This is a genomic window from Idiomarina sp. A28L (assembly GCF_000218785.1).
Lineage (GTDB): Bacteria > Pseudomonadota > Gammaproteobacteria > Enterobacterales > Alteromonadaceae > Aliidiomarina.
This window is the reverse complement of sequence record NZ_AFPO01000007.1, coordinates 237,529-256,415: the sequence shown is the minus strand read 5'-3', so window position 1 is coordinate 256,415 and position 18,887 is coordinate 237,529. Positions and strand designations below refer to the sequence as shown.

The window sequence follows — 18,887 nt, the reverse complement described above, 5'->3', positions numbered from 1 at the left end:
CGCACCAAACGCGAGCGCAAAAGGATTTGTATGCAGCCAAACACTGAAACTGGGCCTCGTGATAAAGGCCTCAGCAAGCGCCAAATTCTGTTCATATACCTATGTGTGAGCACTCTATTACTGATTGGTGTGTATAACCGCTGGCAAGTGGGTACATATCAAACTCAGCAAGTTGCACCCACTGCAACCGCCAACATAGCGCCTTCATCCACGAACACCGCGAGTGAAACCGTACAGGCAAGCACGCGGTTAACCGATGAAGAAGCCGCGGCGCAACTACAAGCGCTTACAGAAGAATATGAAGCCTTACTGGATGAGCGCGATCGCCTCGCGCGCAATACATCGCCCAATGACCTTGAACCTATGGAAAATGTGCAACGCCAACTCGATTGGTTGAACGCCATACCGAAAGAGGAAAAAACGCCTGAACTAGATTCGGCATTACTGAAGTTTGCTATGGGCGTAATCCCACTTCAGGAATCTTTTGCGATTCGCCCTGATGATTGGCAATTTATCGAAGAACAGGAATTTTTCGATGCGTTTTATGCTCGGCTCGGTTATGACGAATCAGAATTTCAAGAGTATTTTGATAACTTCACCTGCACCAGTAGCAGTTGTGATGCAAGTTTTACTGATCTACCAGAGGACGTATATGCAAAAATGCAGTCCGAGTTTTTCCTAGAATCTAACGAGCGATTACGTAATCACCCTACCTTGAGTATCAGCATACGGTTTTCGCCCTCCACGCGATTAATTAAATTATCGGTTGGGCGCAAAAAATGAATAAAACACTCATCCATATTATCTTTATTCCAATCATCGCGGGCTTACTTTTTGCTTGGAGCTATTTCAGTAAAGTGAGCGAATCACCCGTTGCTTTGAACTATACGCTTGAACCAAGCGCTTTAGCCGCTGAATCAGCGGCGAGTGAGAGCTTTCATCAAAGTAACGCATCGGTAGATAAAATTGATACTGCAACGTTCAACCGAACAGAAAACGCGTATGCGCAAGATGATAATCAGCAGCAAATTGCCGAACTCAACGCCAACATTGCCCGCGTTAAATCTGAAATAAACGAATTAAATGAAAGCAACGAAACTAACCTCACACTCGAAGAAATGCGCAGAGATCAGGCTATACAGGCGTTTGCAGAGAGCATACGCATTATCAATCACACCGATATTACCGAGTTCGAAACCAGTGAACCTCGCCCAGATACAGAACTCGCACTCCGCGATTTCTTGATCGCCAGCGAACATGCGCGTGGTTTAGGCATTCAGGTTGAGGCATGCAGCAGTTATGGCTGCCAACTCAGTATCGATAAGGAAACTCAGCCGATTGCTGAACTTATGCGATTAAACCGAGTGATGATGGAGCAGGGCGAAAGCCACTTTGGCGCTAGCAGCTTGCACTTGGTGGGCTCTGGAGAAGAACAACGCATTGTGCTGGTGTGGCAAGATTAGGAATAAAAAAAGCCCGCCATGGGGATGGCGGGCCAAAGGTACGGTTTTATGGGGGAACAACCGTGGTTCACTTAAACCCCAGGGAAACTAGGAGAGATATTAGCTCCCTGAGGTGTCAGATTTATGACACTCGCTGAAAAAACACTCAGCTTTTTTTAAGATAGTGCACGCGCAGTTTTCGCTGCGTTCAATACTGCCGCTAATTTAATCGAGGTTTGAATCGCTTGCGCCGAAATGTTGTGCTTGAGCAATACACCTACGTGCGAATCAATACACATTCCGCAACCGTTCAACGCTGAAACTGCTAACGAATAGAGCTCAAAATCAGCTTTATCTACGCCCGGGTTCGCCATGCCGTTCATGCGCAGGCCTGCCGGAAGTTTTGAAAATTGGCTATCTGAACAAAGGTGCAAAAAGCGATAATAAATGTTGTTCATCGACATCAACGTAGCTGCTAATTTTGCCGCACTAAATACGTTCGCTTCTACCTTTCCTTCAGCTTCAGCTTCTACCGCTGCAATAAGTTCTTTCTCTTCCATGCTATAAACTAGAGAAAGCGCAGTGCCGTAAAACTGGTCTGCAGTTAAGCCTGAAGAATCAACGTTACTAAATAAGTTTGATAAGTTTAACTTAGTATCTTTACCGTGATCGCCAAGCAACTGTTTATAATCTGCAATACTCATAATGCCTCTCATACCCATTATCTGCTAAGAAAAGGGCAGCGCCATTGCTGCCCTTCAAATACTTAATGTGCCATAAGCTTTCGGCTTATAAAGTATCGCCACCTAATGGACGGTTACATGGGCACAATTCGTCAGTTTGCAAACCGTCTAAAATACGTACGATTTCATTTGGGTTGCGGCCAACGTTCAATGCGTTTACAGAAACGTGTTGAATTACATTGTGTGGATCTACAATGAAAGTTGCACGAAGCGCTACGCTTCCAGTTTTATCGCGTACACCTAAGCCATCTACCAACTGGCCTGAAGTATCAGCAAATGAGTATTGGTTCAAACCGTTTAGATCTGGATGCTCACGGCGCCATGCTAATTTCACGAATTCATTGTCGGTACTGCCACCAAGAACAACTGCATCACGATCCGCAAATTCATCGTTTAATTTTGCAAACTCAACGATTTCAGTTGGGCATACAAACGTGAAATCTTTAGGGTAGAAGAAAATTACTTTCCATTTACCTTCGAAGCTATCTTGCGTGATAGTTTCAAACGCGCTTTCGCCGTTTTCTTCTGGCATATTGAAGCCAGGCTTAGCTGCTACTACTGAAAACTCAGGTAATTTATCGCCGATTGTTAACATTACTTCTCCTAAATACTAAGTTTGTTCCCGCGCTTCGAAGCATACCAAAAGCAAAATGAAAGGCTTTCAAAGAATGCTTTTAAACGCGAGTGCCGTTAAATTCGAGCTGTATGGTAGCGGCGTGCTACTATTGATTAAAGCGAATAAAAGCTATTAATATAATCGAATAAGATGATTGGATAAGATGACCAAACAAGTAACGAGGATTGAATGAGCAAACTTCCCAGCTTGAAAAACTTAAGCTATTTGCTGGCGCTACATCAGCATCAGAACTTTAATCGCGCCGCACAAGCCTGTTTTGTGAGCCAATCTACGCTGAGTAGCGGTATTCAAAATCTAGAAGATCAACTTGGTTGCCAGTTAATAGAACGTGATCATAAATCGTTTTTGTTTACTGCCATGGGTGAAGAAATAGTTGATCGGGCACGGTTAATTCTTACGTACACGGAAGAGTTAACAAATTACGCACAAAGCCAAGGCAACGTAATGGAAGGCCCGCTGCGAATTGGTTGCATACCTACTATTGGCCCATTCTTACTCGGTATTCTTAGCAAATCTCTGCAACAGCAGTATCCAAAACTAGAGCTATTAATTCGTGAAGATACTACACAGCAGTTAATGAACCTTTTGCGCGATGGCGAGCTTGATGTACTTATTCTTGCATTACCTATTGATTTACAAGGCAATCAACAATGGACTGTAGGTAAAGATCATTTCAAGATGGCGCTTTCACCGAGCCTCTCAGTGGCGGCAGGAAGCCCTGTAGCCTATGATAAATTACCTAACAAAAGCATTTTTTTACTAGAAAAAGAGCATTGCATGAGCGGGCATGCAGTTACTGCCTGCAGGCTTGGTAACAAAGAAAAAATTAATCCATTTACTGCTTCTAGCTTGCACAGTTTGATTCAAATGGCTGAATCTTTAAATGGCGCCACTTTTGTGCCGCAATTAGCGATAAACGCAGGCATTTTAGATGGCACAGATTTAATCATAACGGATCCAAGTGATGGTGAAGCCTATCGTGAAATTGGGTTAGTGTTTAGGCCCACCACCAGCCGCAGGCAAACGTTCCGCAAACTTGCAGAAACGCTGGCTGAGTTATTACCTGAATCCACTTTAAAATAATACTTATGAGTATTTAAATGCAGGAGATTACCGCAGATGAAATTATCGAGTGTAAGTATCGCCGCAATTATCGCACTTGGCAGTGCAGGTATCACCACGGCCAACGCCGAACCAATTAAAACCCGCTGGGTTGATGTTGAAATAGAAACCGTAGCCGAAGGATTAGAGCGCCCGTGGGGTATCGCCTTTATTGGTGAAGGCCGCATGTTAGTAAGTGAGCTACCAGGCCGCCTACGTATCGTTGAAGCCGATGGCACATTAGGCCAGCCTATCACCGGCCTACCCGAAGTTCGTGTGCGCAACCAAGGCGGGCTGCTCGATGTTACCTTGGCACCTGATTATGCTGAATCAAAACGCATTTATATTAGCTGGTCAGAACCAGAAAGTGCAGGTAGCAATGTAACCAGTACAGCGGTTGCTCATGCTCGCTTAGAAGATGGTGCATTGCACGATTTTACCCGTGTGTTTAGTGGTTACCCGAAAGTAGATGGTGGCCGACATTACGGTGGCCGCATGGTATTTAGTGCCGATGGCGAACACTTGTTTGTTGGTTTGGGTGATCGCGGCCATCAAATGCAGCAATCACAAGAACTTGATAGCCATACAGGTACGTTAATTCGTATTCACCCAGATGGCTCAGTGCCAAGTGATAACCCTTACGTGAATCATGAAGGCGCATTGCCAGAAATTTATTCGTATGGCCACCGCAACATTCAAGGTATCGATTTACAACCGGGTACTAATAAGCTTTGGTCGGTTGAGCATGGCCCACAAGGTGGTGATGAAGTAAATTCGCCAGAGCCCGGTAAAAACTATGGCTGGCCAGTAATCACCCACGGTGAGCAATATGGCGGCGGTGAATTAGCTGAGGCCGTTGGTTTCAAAAATGAAGGCATGGAGCAGCCAGTTTGGCATTGGACACCTTCTATTGCCGTATCGGGCATGAACTTCTATTCCGGCGATAAGTTTCCAGCATGGCAGGGTAATATCTTGGCTGGCGGCTTACGCGGCCAACAAGTAGCCCGGTTAGAAGTAGATGGTGATCGAGTTATTCACCAAGAAGTAATGAAAATGGATTACCGCATTCGGGAAGTACGCGTAGGGCCAGATGGCTATATTTACCTACTTACTGATGAACGCGATAACGCCAAAATCTTACGTTTACGCCCAGCTAAATAAGGTTTTTCATGTTGTTAACTTGTAGTAAATATACAAAGCTCGCGATCCTCGCGGGCTTTTTTTTCAATGCTCCGTTAGGCGCCGCAGTATTGGCCCAAGAAGCCGAAGAAGATACCAATGTTGAAGTGGAAGAGCGCATTGTGATCACCGCTACTCGTTCAGCGCGGCCGTGGCTTTCCACCCCCGCATCAGTTGAGCGAGTAGATATCAGCCAACAAGCTCCTGGTATGCGTACCGATGCGGCGGAGTTGCTCGAAGGTATTGCTGGCTTACAGGTAGATACGCGCTTTAATTTCGCCCAAGATACCCGCATTACTTTACGTGGTTTTGGTGCTCGCGCTGCCTTTGGTGTGCGTGGTGTGCGCTTACGCCTCGATGGTATTCCGCTCTCAATGCCCGATGGCCAAGCGCAAACATCGAGCATTTTGCTAGATGAACCGCGTTCAGTAGAAGTACTTCGTGGCCCGCTCGCAGCTATTCATGGTAATTCGGCCGGTGGTGTTATTGATCTACAAAGCGAGCGCCCATGGCAAAGCTATGTTTCGGCGAATCTAAGTGCCGGCAGTGCTAACCGTGAGCGCCAGCATCTGCGGGGTGTGTATGTAGATGATCAACAAAGCATTAGTGCCGATTACGCTCGCTTTCGTACCGATGGTGATAGAGAGCAAGGGAATGTTGAGCGTGATCAGTGGGCATTACGCTGGTATCGCGATATTACTGATACGATAGAAATGATTGTTCGTATCGATGATAACAACGCACCGCTGTTGCAAGATCCATCGGCGTTAAGCCCAGCGCAATGGCGCGAAGATCCAACGCAAACCGCCAGCCAAGCGCTTACTTTTAATACACGAAAAACTATTCGCCACCAACAGCAATCGATCACCTTGCGCCAGCTTGCAAGCGATCAGCGCCTAAACTGGCAAGCTTCAGTGTGGAATGGCCAACGCGATATTGAACAATATTTAGGGTTTCCTGGTTCAGCAATTACCGCCTCTGGCGCTGTCATTGATTTGCAGCGCAGTTTCACTGGTGTAAATGCCAGCGCTAGCGTTAACCCCCTTGTTGCAACTCCTTGGCAACTCACCGTTGCCGTAGATCACGAATACCAAAAAGATGAACGCTTAGGCTTTGTAAATGATTTTGGTAACCGTGGTGATTTACGCCGCGATGAAACGGGCCGTGTAGAAAGCACTGATTTTTCGATCATTAGCGATTGGCAATTTGCTGAGCGTTGGGTTTGGGTTGCTGGTGTGCGCACCAGCCAAATAGATTTCACCGTTGATGATCGCTTTATTGTTCCGGGCAATCCCGATGATAGTGGCGCGGTAGATTACCGTGAAAACGCTTGGAGTAGTGGCCTGAACTATCAATTAACCTCAGAACTAAGTGTTTTTGTGGCTAGTGGGGAAGGTTTTGAAACCCCTACACTTACCGAAATGGCATACCGAAACGAGGGCTCTGGGTTGAATACAGATTTGCGCTCAGCCCGCATTCGTCAACATGAAATAGGCCTTAAGCTGCAACAACAAAATCTACGCTTACAAAGCAGCTTGTTTGTGATCGATAGCCGAAACGATTTGGTAGTGGACCAGAACAACGATGGCCGCACTACTTATCGTAATGCAGCGGAAACCGAACGCGAAGGTTTTGAGCTAGGTGGCCATTGGGATTTCCACCCCAATGCCTCTTGGCAAGCCAGTTACACTTGGTTAAATGCACGCTATGGCCAGATACCTGGTGATAACGCTAGCGGCAAACGCTTACCTGGGTTAGCCCGCAGTAATGTATTTCAACAATTGGAATGGCGCCCGCATGGCGATCAACGTTTACAATTAATGCTCACACAGCGTTTCCGTTCACGCGTTGCTACCAGCGATGCCAACGATAGCTTTGCCCCAAGTTATGCCCTATGGGATTTCGCAATAAGAGGCGAAGTTAATTACGGCTCTTGGTTACTACAACCATGGTTCCGTATTGAAAACATCGCTGATAAAGCGCACGTGGGTTCGGTAGTAGTAAACCAAGGCAACGGCCGCTCGTTTGAACCGGCTCCAGGCCGTATTTGGATGGCTGGTATCACCCTTAGTTATTAGCGCACTTTGAGTTTTAAAACGAGCCGCACGCATATTTTAGAGAGGCCGGAGGAAGCCTACATTTAGGCTTCCTCGGCTAACCACCGGTATAGCGTGCGGCGCGTAACGCCCAAAATTTCTGCCGCTTTGCGTTTGTTGCCGCCAGTTTCACGCAGTACATATTGCACATAATCTTGTTGTACCTCACTTAGCGGTTTCAATTCCGGCGCTGCTGCTTCCGAATCGTTTGATGATTTAGAATCACTACTTAATTCCGCCACCGAAGCGGCTAAATTGTTCTGCACCCGCTCTGGCAAATGGCTGCGTTCAATTACTTCGCCATTACAAAACGTTACCGCGCGCTCCACTGCATTGTGCAGTTCACGCACATTGCCCGGAAACGGATATTGGTACAAACAATCCATTGCTTGTGGGCTAAACACCGGTTGTTGCTCGCTCTCAGCCGTGAGTTCTGCTAAGAAATTCTGCGCCAACAGCTCACGATCATCACCACGCTCACGCAAAGCCGGCACCGAAAGCGCCAGTGTTTCTAAACGATAAAATAAATCTTCACGGAATGAACCTGCTTGCACCCGCGCCTCTAAATCTCGATGCGTAGCCGCAATAATTCGTACATCAACCGTAACTTCTTGATCGGTGCCCACGGGCCGCATGGTTCCTTCTTGCAATACCCTCAGCAACTTAGCCTGCAACTCCAAGGGCATTTCGCCAATTTCATCAAGTAATAGAGTACCGCCCTGAGCTTCTTTCAATAAACCAGAACGAGCCTTTTGCGCACCGGTAAAAGCACCGGCTGCATGGCCAAAAAATTCAGATTCCATTAACTCAGAAGGAATACCCGCGCAATTAACGGCAATAAAAGGGGCTTTACGGCGCTCACTTTCGGTATGAATGGCCCGCGCCACTAGCTCTTTACCGGTACCGCTTTCGCCTAGAATAAGTACCGGCGTATCGGCGTTCGCCACTTGCTCAATTTGCTGATAAAGCACCCGCATTACGCGGCTTTTGCCCAGCATGCCATGGTAGGTTTCTACGGCCTTATTAGTACGAATCGCCGCCACCACTGAAGTAAGGCGCCGATGTTTTAAAAGTTTCGTTACGGTATGCAGAAGATATTCCATATCCAACGGCTTAGTAAGAAAATCATCCGCTCCTTGTTTCAATGCAGCTACCGCTTGGTTTACCGTACCAAACGCAGTAATTAGTAGCATCGCTGGCGCATCTGGCATGGCCTTAATCTTCGGAATCAACGACATGCCATCGGCACCGGGTAAGCGCAAATCACTAATCACCAACGCCGGTTGCCAGCTCTCAATTTCCGGCCAAGCAGCTTCTACCGATTCGGCGTGGCGCACACTAAAGCCCTCGCTATCGAGCTCCTCTACCAATAGTTCGGCAAGGCCAGGGTCGTCTTCCACAACGTATATTCGCTCGCGCGCCATAGTTAATCCTTATCTACTAATTGTAATGGTAATTGAATGCGCACTCGGCAACCGCTTGCAATATCAGTTCGGTTTTCTATCACCAACGAGCCTCGATGTTCACGCACCACATTATCCACAATAGCGAGGCCCAGCCCGGTACCTTCGCCTTGCCCTTTTGTGGTGAAAAAAGGCGTAACCAATTCTTCGGTTGTAGTGCCTTGTGTTAACCCCGGGCCATCATCAAGCACATCTAGTTGCAGCCAGTGGCTAATTTCATCACTGCCTTCCAGCGCTGGCTTTTGAACTACTTCATTGCCAAGCTGCACCTGCTTTTTCGCTACTTGTGCAGCATTACGCACCAGATTTACCAACGCCAGTTCCAACCGTGCTTCATCGGCTATTAGTTCGAGCTCTGCCGGAACAGGCGTAGCTGCAACAATAAACTCAGGCCCATTTTCTGGCTGTTCATGGCGCACATTATCGATAATCTCTGGCAACAACTTGGTAATCGCCACAGGTAAAATGAGAGTTTCCTGCTCGGCTGCTGGCCGGCAGTAATTAAGGAGCTGCTGCACAATGCGTGTGAGCCTTGCCACTTGGCCACGAATTGCGGTTAGCTGGCGCTCAGATTCGGCATCATTGCTATTTTTTAGTAATCGCCGTGCCCGGCCATCAATAATGGTAAGTGGTGCACCAAGTTCATGCGCCACCCCAGAGGCCACACCACCAATTGCCGCCATTTTCTCTTGATACTGCAGCTTGCGTTCCATTTCTTGCTCATGCTGGCGGTGAGCCTCAAGCTCCACTTCACCACGCTGCATACTATCGAGCATACTATTTAAGCCATGCGCAATATCCGCTAGCTCACCCGGGCCATTTTCAGGCGCTCGGTAATCACGTTCACCTGCCTCTACTCTGTGCATGCTCTGGGTAAGTACGTTTACATAACGGCCAACCCCGCGGTAATGGCCAAAAATAACAATGGTAAGGGTAAGTAATGCCATGGCTACCCATATTCCCCAAGCCCATGCGCTTAACCGCGCAAAGGTGGCATCGAAATCGCTAGCTTGGCGGTTAATTTGAATAAAACCGTTAGCTTGGCGTAAATCATCAAATACCGGTAAGAAATGCGAGAACATTCGCACTCCAGAAATCTGCCGAACCCGCTCTTGTTGTTCCCCGGTCATCACCAACTCTTGCGCAACTCGGCTACGCGATAAATCTCGCTCAGCAATGCCCGCCACCGCGATTCGATTACCATTCACATCAAAAACCGAAGCACCGTAAATCCGGCCAATTTCGAATACTGAATCTAACGCTCGTTGCACCGCGGCTTCATCGTTTGCGGCTAAAGCCTCACCCACAGGCACTCTTATAGCTCGGCCAAGAAGCTCTAAATCATCTTTTAACCGTTCTTGCTCCTGCACGTTTATACGATCAAGGCCAATGCCAATACCGAAGCCTACAATCACCAGAATCGGCACCACAACATAAATCAGCAAGGCCCGCTGAATTCCTGATAATCGCCATATCGCCGGTGCTTTAGAGTTTGTCATTTACTCACCTTTTTTGAGATCTACGTTTACCTTTTAATCAGAGCAATACTATTCACAAAGTTCGTATTTAATGCACTACTACCCACAAACTAGGCCGAAAGTGTCATTTTTGGCACAACCAAAGGTGTCACATGTGACATTAATATACACTTTTATTGCTTCGTTGACACCTGCATGGTTGAGCTTGCCCTCTATCTTAATTATTTATTAGATTAAAATCATGACCTTATGAGCCATTAACAAAAGTTGGCACGGTTTTCGCTTTATATCTAAGTGACAACATTTTAAACCAAAGAGTTCTTGAAGGAGGACACTATGTTAAAACGCACATTTGCACTTTCAGCCTTAGCAGCAGCCATGTTTTCAATGCCAGCAGTTGCGCAAGATCAAGATGCACAAGCATATGCACAGCAGCAAATGGAAGAGATGGCTAGCCAGCCTATCACCGATGAGCAGTTAGAAATGTTTGTTGTGGCTATTGATCACATTGAGCGTATCAATAATGAATTTGTAGAAGCGCTTGAAGAAGTGGAAACACAGGAAGAAGCGCAAGAGCTACAAATGAATGCTCAGCGTGAGATGGTAGAATCGGTTGAAGGTTCAGGCCTTACGGTAGAAGAATACAACGCTATGGCGTATCGCCTCCAGAACGATCCAGAAATTCAGCGTAAAGTTGAAGAGATGCGGGAAGATGACGACCGCAATGCTTACTAAGCTTATGCTTACAAAGAAAGTGACTACAAAGCGAGCGCTGAACTAACGAATCGTGTTCATCCGCACGAAAGCGCAAGCTAAAGTAGAAGGGGCTGCTCTGCAGCCTCTTTTTTGTGCTTTTCACTCCCCCAATTGCCACTCTCAATTTTTCTCTAAGTGCGCTATTATTGTGCTACAAATATAAGCTACACAATAAAAGAGGAATTATTCATGCGCCATTTAACTCTGTGTGCATCGGCTTTGTTGTTGGTAACCGCTTGCGCACCAGCTCCAGAAACTGATACACAACCTTACCCACCGCAAACTGATGCCGATGGCTTAGTTGATAGCCATTTTACCGATACCTACCGCACGCATTTAGAAACGATTTCATCAGATGAGTTTGAGGGCCGCGCGCCAGGCACCCGCGGTGAAGAACTCACTATTGAATACATTACCGATATCTTCCGTGATTTAGGTGTTAAATCGCTAACCAACAGTGATTACACCCAAGCTGTACCACTTGTACGCATTGCTCCGAGCCGAGTAACGGATATGGCGTTAAGCCACAATGGTGAAGAAAGCAGCCTCGAATATCGTACTGAAATGATGGGCTGGACCAACCGCGTAGTTGATTCCGTAAGCGTTGAGAACAGCGAAATGGTATTCGTGGGTTACGGCATTGTAGCGCCAGAGTTCGGCTGGAATGATTATGAAGGCCTCGATGTTGAAGGTAAAACCGTGGTGATGTTTGTAAACGACCCAGGTTATGCCACGCAAGATCCAGCCGTATTTAATGGCAACGCCATGACATATTACGGCCGTTGGACATACAAATTCGAAGAAGCAGCACGCCAAGGTGCTACCGGCGCTATTGTTATTCATGAAGATGGCCCAGCAGGTTATGGCTGGGGCGTTATCGCTGGTGGTTCGCCAGTTCGCTTCACCATGAAAACTGAAAACCGCAACATGCACCGCGCAAAACTCGAAGGTTGGGTAAACGCCGATGCAGCAGAAAAATTATTTGCCAATGCCGGCATGAGCTTATCAGAAGCTCATGAGTTGGCACTGAGCAGCGATTTTGCTCCAGTATCGTTGAATACCGAACTTTCTATGATTGTAGAAAACGAGTTCTCTGATCTCGATACCTACAACATTGTGGGCATGATTGAAGGTAGCAAATACCCAGAAGAGCATATTATTTATATGGCGCACTGGGATCACATGGGTGTTGACCCAATCAGCGGTGAAATATTTAACGGCGCGCAAGATAACGCCACAGGTACCGCAGGTTTACTTGCCATGGCTGAGAAGTTCGCAGCCGGTGAAACACCCGAGCGCTCAATTGTATTTGCTTTTGTAGGCGCAGAGGAACGCGGCCTATTGGGCTCGGCTTGGTATGGCGAAAACCCATTGCTACCACTAGAAAAAACCGTAGCCGGCATTAATATCGATATGCTCTATGCGCACGGCCCAGTAAAAGATTTTGTTGTTGTGGGTTGGAACAACTCCAATATGCAAAATTTTGCTGAGCCCCATGTAATTGCACAGAACCGTTATTTGGCGCCAGAAGCGAACCCTGAAGCAGGCATTTTCTATCGCTCAGATCACTTTAGTTTAGCCAAGCAAGGCGTGCCGGTTATGTATGCGAAAGGTGGTGTTGATCACTTCTTCGAAGGCCCTGAATACGGCCAACGTGAAGCCAGCGATTTCTTAGCGAATCGTTACCACAAAGTAGCAGATAAATTTAACCCAGAGTGGGATTTACGCGGTATTCACCAAGATATGTGGGTGTTTTTCCGGGTTGGTAACGAACTGGCAAACAGCCGCGTATGGCCACAGTGGGCTGAAGGCAACGAATTTGAGGCAGTGCGTTTAGAAAGCGAAGCGCAACGTAACTAATAAATTCGTAATTTGATGCATAAGCCGGGGCAGCTCATGTTGCTCCGGCTTTTTATTACCTGAAACCAAGAGCTCCTGAAATCCAGAAAACATGTTTATTCACATCCCAGAGGCAAACAAAGCGCATTCGGTGCTTGCCGGAATATAGGCTGTTGGTTAGGATGCAGTATCTATCCTGGAGCTGCATTTATGTTACTAAAAGAAAAAATGTTTTTATCGAATTGCGATTCGGTACGTGCGCTCACCTCTGAAGAGCTCCATAAGCGATTCTTACTTGGCCTCACACTCGCAAATGGCGTGGTGCTATCGCCTAACACCGTGCTCGATAACCGCGATATTAGCGATACCTTGGCCAAAGCCAATGTGCTCAAGTATCTCAATGAAGAAGGCCGCGGCAGGCTGGTATTGCGCGGTTTTAATCTTGAGCAAGATATTACCCTGAACGATTATTTCGAGGCTTTGCCCGGCAGTTATATTGTATCCAGTATTGATGGCTCACCTAGCAAAGAGCAGCTTACCGGAGTACAAGCGCGGGCGCTGATTGCACGTTTGAATCAAACTCAGCAAGTGCTTACAGCGCTCAATCCAAGTTACGAAAGCGTGCAGTTAATGCCCACCAGTTTGCAGCAAGAAATAACCCTACGCTTAGATGATGCTGATGTGTTTAACCATTTCTTTCAAAGCGATGGCGAACGCCAGTTGTTTTTGCATGCAGCGCGCGATGTAGTGAGCCGCTCTGAATGGTATCACTTCACCCAATCTTATTTTGCTGAGCAAACTCGCTATACGATCGATGCCTCGGCACGTTTCCGCCTCGAAGTAATAGATCCGGCTTATCATTCGTTATTTATTAGTTCTGGCGAAGGCTTTTTACAAGATCAAATTAAACACCTTACCCAGATTCCTCACAGGCTTTTAGATGTTGGGCTTTCAATAAAAGGGCTACAACGCGAGCTTTCACTATTAGCGATTCCCTATAAGTTATTTCAGTTTGTTTCTGCATTAGGCGCGGGTGAAGTGCTAAAGTTTTTGGTGGAATCAGGAATCGATTATGCCGAAACTCAGGCTACCGATCGTGGCTACGATTTTGCTACTCGCAAGAATTGGTTTGGGCTATACCCGAAAATGCGGAACTACATTGGTTTGGAAATTAAAAAATAATGAAAAAAACAGTATACGAAAACCCTTGGTTCCAAGTGGAGCAAGATGGGCAATGGCACTATGTACAGGAAAAAAACTCAGATAACGGGGCTATGATACTTTGTTATGTAGGTGACGATTTGGTGCTCGTTGAAGTGCCACGGGCAGCCCATGGAGCCGAGCTATTAGAAGCGCCTCGCGGATATGGTGAGCCCGGAGAAAAAGCGGTAGAAGCCGCCGCACGGGAACTCTTTGAAGAAACCGGATATCAAGCCAGTGAACTTGAATTCCTCGGCGTAGTAAAGCCAAACACTGCGATACTCACTACCAATGTGAATGTGTTTCGCTGCCATTTACCAGCGAACACCCAGCCCATTCAGCATACCTCTGCAGCTAGCGATTTTAACGAAGTATCTAAAGTTGAACTGGCAAGCCCAAAACAGCTCGCCCACTATATCGCCAACGGCCGCTTAAGCTGCGGCATCACACTCGCTGCGCTGATGCTAGCGAGCCATTACTAGTAACCCTAAGCCGAGAGCGCGATTCTTTGGCTGCTTTGCCAAAGGCGTTCATGCAGGCTAAGTACCGATTCTTTCGCGCCATTAGCCAACCAAGTAGCAAGCTCTGGGCCAACATCGGGCCAATCCATGCGCACCGCTAATGCGTTTTCGAGCCAACTTTCTACGTAGTTGGCATTCAGTGATTCCATTACTGAAGCGAGTTGGCGATGTTCCAAACAGTGCGCATTGGCGAGCTGTTCGAATTGCCCTGAAAGGGGTTTTACTAGCAGTTTTTTGCCGTAAGCAAGCGCCTCACTACTTGTTTCAAAACCGGCATTGGCGATTACGCCCTCGGCACGCGCAAAAGATTCCGCGAAGCCTTTTCGAGAGGGCGGGTAACACTGAATATGGCCGAGATCGGCGCGGCTTGTTTCCGGGTGATAAACCGAAAACTGGTATTCAGGGAAATCTTGCAATAACGCCAACACTTGATCGAGTGGTTCAAATGGTAAATACACCAAGATTTCTCGTGCCAGCGTCGGCTCTGCATTTGGTGCGTGGTGAATCAACGGTGGTAATACGTGCGTGCCAATATCTTCCCAGTGCATACCAACCACGGTATCGCACGGCGCAAACTGGCGCATCATCGCGCGTTGCAAAATATTCGTAGGTAATGCCGAAGTTTGCTTGAAGAAGGCATATTGCCGGCCAAGGCCAATACAACGCACACCTTGCCGACGAGCAGCCCACGCGGTAACCGGTTCAAAATCAGTTACCACCAAATCGTAGCTGCTTAAATCGAGATCGCGCACATCTTGCCAGAACTGGCCCCATGGATTTTGGCTCAAGGTATCGAGAACCGAAATTCTGCCTTCGCGCACCTGAAAACTTAAGCCTTGGCGCCATTGGAAATCACCAAATGCATCCATATCAAAAAGCTTTTCACGCGCCCGGCCTGATACTAAATAATCAACCTCAACTTCAGGGTGCGCAGAAAAAGCTTCGGATAATGCATGGCAACGGCTAATGTGGCCATTTCCTGTACCTTGAACGCCAACTAAAATTTTCATATCTGTATCTCTATTGAATACGGAGCCATAAACTTTATTTCAAACCGTTAGTTCTGCTAAATGCGCGGCCGTTAATCATCCAATTAACCAGCCAGTTGCCACAATAAGCGTTAGTGAAGCAAGGCCTGAGCCCAATGCAGCACCCGCAAGAATATCGGTGGGGTAATGCACACCAAGGGCAATTCGTGAAAGGCCAATTAAGCTGGCCCAAGCAAACACGAGTAATGTTAGGCTTGGCATTAGCGTGGCGCAGAGGCTGGCGAACATAAAAGCTGCGGTGGTGTGGCCAGAAGGAAAACTGAACTTATCACTGGCTTTGATCAATGAGGTAAACTTCGCTGAACGCTCGTAAGGCCGCGTTCTGCGCAAGGTGTTTTTTAATAACCAGTAAACCGGCAATTCAATTAAAAAAGCTAATAAGAGTAGGGCTAATAGCGTGCCGGCATCGGCATCACCCACGGCAAACGCTAAAAGGCAGAAGATCAGGTAGCCATAGCCATCGCCACTTTTCGAAATCCAGCGCGCTAAAGAGCCCCCCGATGGGCGGCGTAAATGCCGACTAAGCCAGAAGAACGAAATTTCATCAACGCGCTGTAGTTGCAAGGGTAGTTGCATAAGCCATTTCATTAGCTTTCCTCATTAGCGAACGTGAATGAAGTGTAGGCGCATACAATGACACTTTTGTTACAGCGGGGTGATGATTCGGTTAATTATTCAACACTCTATGGATCCAGAAATACTTGCTGAGAAGCTTGCGGAAGTGGCATGATGCAGGCCTTGTACAAACGGGCCTTTGCCTAGTTTCAGATCTAACTGAATACCCTCTGATTAAGGAAGCTCAAATGACTACCACGCCAAAAGCAGTGCCAATGCAATTATTCGGCAGTTTTACCTCTCCGTTCGTGCGCCATCTTCGCGTAGTGCTCGAAGAAACCGGCCTAGATTTCGAATTTGTAGAAACCGATTACGCCCAAAGTGCAGCTAAATCACCAGCGCAGCGCGTGCCTTTTTTACAAGATGGCGATGTACAACTTACCGATTCCACCTCGATTTTAAAGCACTTACGCGATAAAGCCGGGCAGCCGGTTTTTGCCGATACCGATAATCTAGAGCTCTATTGCTTGGCCAACACCTGCTTAGATACCGCAATTAATTTATTTTTGCTTGAGCGCGAAGGTTTGAGTAGCAATTCTAATTCATATCTACAGCGGCAAGCAGCGCGCATTCAAAGCACATTAAAAACGTTAGAAGCGCGGCACTGGCCTTCTGAAATTCAGTGGGATGATGGCCATATTCGTTTAGCGTGCTTTTTAGATTGGGCTATTTATCGGAACCGCCTCGATTTCTCCGGCTATCCGAACCTATTGAAGTTTTTGGCCGAAGCCGCGAAACAACCTTCGTTTATTGCAACTGCGCCACCAGCGGCTTAAGCAAGCCGCTTTCGGAACCAAAGAGCGGGTAATGGCGAACGCACAAAACGATAAAAAAGCACTAGGGTATGCACTTGCGGCGGTATTGCTTTGGTCTACCGTGGCCAGCGCATTCAAAATCACTCTGCAATATCTCACCCCACTCCAAATGGTGGCGGCGGCGAGCTGTGTTTCCTTTCTGTTTTTATTTGCGGTAATGCTCTACCAAGGGCGTTTGCCAGAAATACTACCCGAACTTAAAAAATACCCGCTGTATTATCTGTGCCTCGGCCTGCTTAACCCCTTAGTGTATTACTTGGTATTGTTTCAAGCCTATACCTTGCTACCCGCCTCGCAAGCCCAGCCCCTGAATTACACGTGGGCTATTGCGCTCACGTTAATGGCGGCGATATTTCTTGGGCAAAAAATTCGCAAGCGTGATTGGGTAGCCTGCGCATTTGGTTATTTAGGGGTGTTAGTGATAGCAACTCAAGGCAATTTGCTGGCGCTGGAGTTCACGAGCGGCCCAGGGGTAGCGCTTGCACTGATCTCTACATTCTTATGGGCTGGCTACTGGATTCTAAACACCCGCCATCAAACCGATGCGGTGCTTACGCTGTTAATCTGCTTTTTGGTTTCGCTGCCATTTTCGCTGGGCGCCAGCTTTATTTTCACCGATTGGAGTGGTATTCCCTGGCAGGGCTGGGCCGCAGTAACTTACGTGGGGCTATTCGAAATGGGCCTTACTTTTGTGTTGTGGCTTAATGCCATGAAGCTAGCCACCAACACCGCGAAGATCAGCAACCTTATCTTTATTTCACCGTTTATTTCGCTAATGCTGCTGGCCTTTATTATCGGCGAAACCATTTACCCCGCCACTATTTTCGGCTTACTCCTGATTATCTTTGGCTTGCTGGTGCAACAATGGCGGCGCCGAACTACAGTGGCCGGCGAACCGCGGCCACGCATTGGTTCTGGTGTGTTTAGCAAGCGAAAATGATAGCCCATGTTTTTTTGCCAAAGAGCTCTCTACTAGGTGCGAGTAAAAGCTTACGAAAAATAAGTAATGATTAGGGTGAACACTACGCCAGCAAGGAAGCCGCCCAACAAAGTTCCTGTAATCACCCACACCTTTATCGAGCTCTTCACATTCCCTTGGGCTCGGGAAGCAACCATTACCTCGGCACGTTCTAATTCCAGAACAGCACATAATGCATTACAAGTTTCCATAGAGCCTTGCCCCTGGCTTTCGATGCGCTGAATCGTGCGCAAGCTCAGTGTACTTACATCACCTAATTGTTGCTGGGTCCAGCCTTTAGCAAGGCGGGCTTCACGAATTTTGGAAGCATCAATAATCATGGTGCCTCCTCACGAAAATAGAGAAAAAATAAACTTGGTTGTGAAAAAACCAAAAATGAACCCACCGATGAGCCAAGGAGCAATGCCAATCGCAAATTTACGCCAACTAAACGGTGCTCCGTTCCTTGCATCCTCAAACATCAATATTTCATCTTTATCAATTAATTTTTCATTATGATAAAGCTCAGCGAGATAAAATCCTTTAGAAGCATCACTCCAATTATGAATACCAACGAGCAATTTATAAGGCTGGCCTGCAACTTCAAAATTATGAGTAACCATCTTGCGCCAAGATCGACTACTCGAAACTAAGGTATCCTCAACGTAAACTTCTTGCTTGCCTGAAAAACTGGCAAACCAAACGCGCACTTGACACCCGTTTACATCAAAGTAGAAGTTGCCTCCTTTACGTAATTCAAATGAACTACCTGGCATTATGCGGGTTTCCTTTTGCGTATTTTGCTGTTCAGCATTGTGTTTATCATTAGTGTTCATCATGTTCTCCATAAATTTAACGATATTCAAGTTGTTTCTGGTGCCAATCACCATGCACCCATTACAACGCTATATCGCGCAAAATACGCCGACAAACACCTGCCAGGCAGCAAACTGGCATATGCCAGAAAGCCGCCACGCGCTAAAAGCGTCTAAAAT

The 18,887-nt window shown here is 47.1% G+C and carries 19 protein-coding genes; 11 read left to right on the top strand and 8 right to left on the bottom strand.

Features of this window, described 5'->3' with window-relative positions; translation table 11 throughout:
- The first annotated feature begins 30 nt into the window (after positions 1–30).
- Together A28LD_RS03000 and A28LD_RS02995 are read left to right on the top strand one after the other, a co-directional pair.
- Positions 31–783, top strand: coding sequence for a hypothetical protein (locus A28LD_RS03000; protein ID WP_007419585.1), 753 nt, complete (start codon positions 31–33; stop codon positions 781–783).
- Positions 780–1,463, top strand: a complete 684-nt coding sequence (locus A28LD_RS02995; RefSeq protein WP_007419584.1) for a hypothetical protein — start codon at positions 780–782, stop codon at positions 1,461–1,463. The genes A28LD_RS03000 and A28LD_RS02995 overlap by 4 nt, the downstream gene beginning before the upstream one ends.
- 155 nt (positions 1,464–1,618) lie before the next feature.
- Here A28LD_RS02995 and A28LD_RS02990 read toward each other — a convergent pair whose 3' ends face one another.
- Both A28LD_RS02990 and A28LD_RS02985 read right to left on the bottom strand, forming a co-directional pair.
- Positions 1,619–2,146 (bottom strand): carboxymuconolactone decarboxylase family protein, encoded by a 528-nt coding sequence (locus A28LD_RS02990; protein WP_007419583.1) that lies wholly within the window; start codon positions 2,144–2,146, stop codon positions 1,619–1,621.
- A gap of 85 nt (positions 2,147–2,231) precedes the next feature.
- A complete protein-coding gene (locus A28LD_RS02985; RefSeq protein WP_007419582.1) occupies positions 2,232–2,780 on the bottom strand; it encodes a peroxiredoxin in 549 nt (182 codons plus the stop codon).
- Between the two features lie 210 nt (positions 2,781–2,990).
- Here A28LD_RS02985 and A28LD_RS02980 point away from each other — a divergent pair, with 210 nt between their 5' ends.
- From A28LD_RS02980 to A28LD_RS02970, 3 genes are read left to right on the top strand one after another with little or no spacing between them, the layout of a single operon-like run.
- Positions 2,991–3,905 carry a hydrogen peroxide-inducible genes activator gene (locus A28LD_RS02980; RefSeq protein WP_007419581.1) on the top strand — a complete coding sequence of 305 codons (915 nt, stop codon included), beginning with the start codon at positions 2,991–2,993 and terminating at the stop codon, positions 3,903–3,905.
- 36 nt (positions 3,906–3,941) lie between these two features.
- Positions 3,942–5,084, top strand: coding sequence for a PQQ-dependent sugar dehydrogenase (locus tag A28LD_RS02975; RefSeq protein ID WP_007419580.1), 1,143 nt, complete (start codon positions 3,942–3,944; stop codon positions 5,082–5,084).
- A gap of 8 nt (positions 5,085–5,092) precedes the next feature.
- On the top strand, positions 5,093–7,180 hold the full coding sequence (locus A28LD_RS02970; RefSeq protein ID WP_007419579.1) for a TonB-dependent receptor family protein: 2,088 nt from the start codon (positions 5,093–5,095) through the stop codon (positions 7,178–7,180).
- Between the two features lie 62 nt (positions 7,181–7,242).
- On the opposite strand, the gene A28LD_RS02965 is transcribed toward A28LD_RS02970, so the two are convergent.
- Both A28LD_RS02965 and A28LD_RS02960 read right to left on the bottom strand, forming a co-directional pair.
- Complete coding sequence (locus tag A28LD_RS02965) at positions 7,243–8,622, bottom strand: sigma-54-dependent transcriptional regulator (protein WP_007419578.1); 1,380 nt, start codon at positions 8,620–8,622, stop codon at positions 7,243–7,245.
- A gap of 2 nt (positions 8,623–8,624) precedes the next feature.
- On the bottom strand, positions 8,625–10,160 hold the full coding sequence (locus tag A28LD_RS02960) for an ATP-binding protein (protein WP_007419577.1): 1,536 nt from the start codon (positions 10,158–10,160) through the stop codon (positions 8,625–8,627).
- Positions 10,161–10,475: 315 nt separating this feature from the next.
- Between A28LD_RS02960 and A28LD_RS02955 the strand changes: the two genes are divergently transcribed.
- The 4 genes from A28LD_RS02955 (at position 10,476) to A28LD_RS02940 (ending at position 14,416) form a co-directional block, all read left to right on the top strand.
- Positions 10,476–10,874, top strand: coding sequence for a DUF4168 domain-containing protein (locus tag A28LD_RS02955; RefSeq protein ID WP_007419576.1), 399 nt, complete (start codon positions 10,476–10,478; stop codon positions 10,872–10,874).
- Positions 10,875–11,084: 210 nt separating this feature from the next.
- Positions 11,085–12,755 (top strand): M28 family metallopeptidase, encoded by a 1,671-nt coding sequence (locus tag A28LD_RS02950; RefSeq protein ID WP_007419575.1) that lies wholly within the window; start codon positions 11,085–11,087, stop codon positions 12,753–12,755.
- 189 nt (positions 12,756–12,944) lie between these two features.
- Positions 12,945–13,916 carry a hypothetical protein gene (locus A28LD_RS02945; protein WP_007419574.1) on the top strand — a complete coding sequence of 324 codons (972 nt, stop codon included), beginning with the start codon at positions 12,945–12,947 and terminating at the stop codon, positions 13,914–13,916.
- The gene (locus A28LD_RS02940; protein WP_007419573.1) at positions 13,916–14,416 is read left to right on the top strand and encodes an NUDIX hydrolase; all 501 of its coding nucleotides are present in this window, start codon (positions 13,916–13,918) and stop codon (positions 14,414–14,416) included. The genes A28LD_RS02945 and A28LD_RS02940 overlap by 1 nt, the downstream gene beginning before the upstream one ends.
- Before the next feature lie 5 nt (positions 14,417–14,421).
- Here A28LD_RS02940 and A28LD_RS02935 read toward each other — a convergent pair whose 3' ends face one another.
- Both A28LD_RS02935 and A28LD_RS02930 read right to left on the bottom strand, forming a co-directional pair.
- Entirely contained in the window at positions 14,422–15,465 is a 1,044-nt protein-coding gene (locus A28LD_RS02935) for a glycosyltransferase family protein (protein ID WP_007419572.1), read from the bottom strand.
- 75 nt (positions 15,466–15,540) lie between these two features.
- Positions 15,541–16,092, bottom strand: a complete 552-nt coding sequence (locus tag A28LD_RS02930) for a phosphatase PAP2 family protein (protein ID WP_007419571.1) — start codon at positions 16,090–16,092, stop codon at positions 15,541–15,543.
- Between the two features lie 215 nt (positions 16,093–16,307).
- Between A28LD_RS02930 and A28LD_RS02925 the strand changes: the two genes are divergently transcribed.
- Both A28LD_RS02925 and A28LD_RS02920 read left to right on the top strand, forming a co-directional pair.
- Positions 16,308–16,895, top strand: a complete 588-nt coding sequence (locus A28LD_RS02925; protein WP_007419570.1) for a glutathione S-transferase family protein — start codon at positions 16,308–16,310, stop codon at positions 16,893–16,895.
- A 31-nt stretch (positions 16,896–16,926) separates the two neighbouring features.
- Entirely contained in the window at positions 16,927–17,874 is a 948-nt protein-coding gene (locus A28LD_RS02920; RefSeq protein WP_007419569.1) for a DMT family transporter, read from the top strand.
- Positions 17,875–17,924: 50 nt separating this feature from the next.
- Here the strand turns inward: A28LD_RS02920 and A28LD_RS02915 are convergent, their stop codons facing one another.
- A complete protein-coding gene (locus tag A28LD_RS02915) occupies positions 17,925–18,233 on the bottom strand; it encodes a helix-turn-helix transcriptional regulator (RefSeq protein ID WP_007419568.1) in 309 nt (102 codons plus the stop codon).
- Between the two features lie 9 nt (positions 18,234–18,242).
- Positions 18,243–18,731: a hypothetical protein gene (locus A28LD_RS02910; protein ID WP_139043501.1), complete on the bottom strand. Its 489-nt coding sequence runs from the start codon at positions 18,729–18,731 to the stop codon at positions 18,243–18,245.
- Between the last annotated feature and the right edge of the window lie 156 nt (positions 18,732–18,887).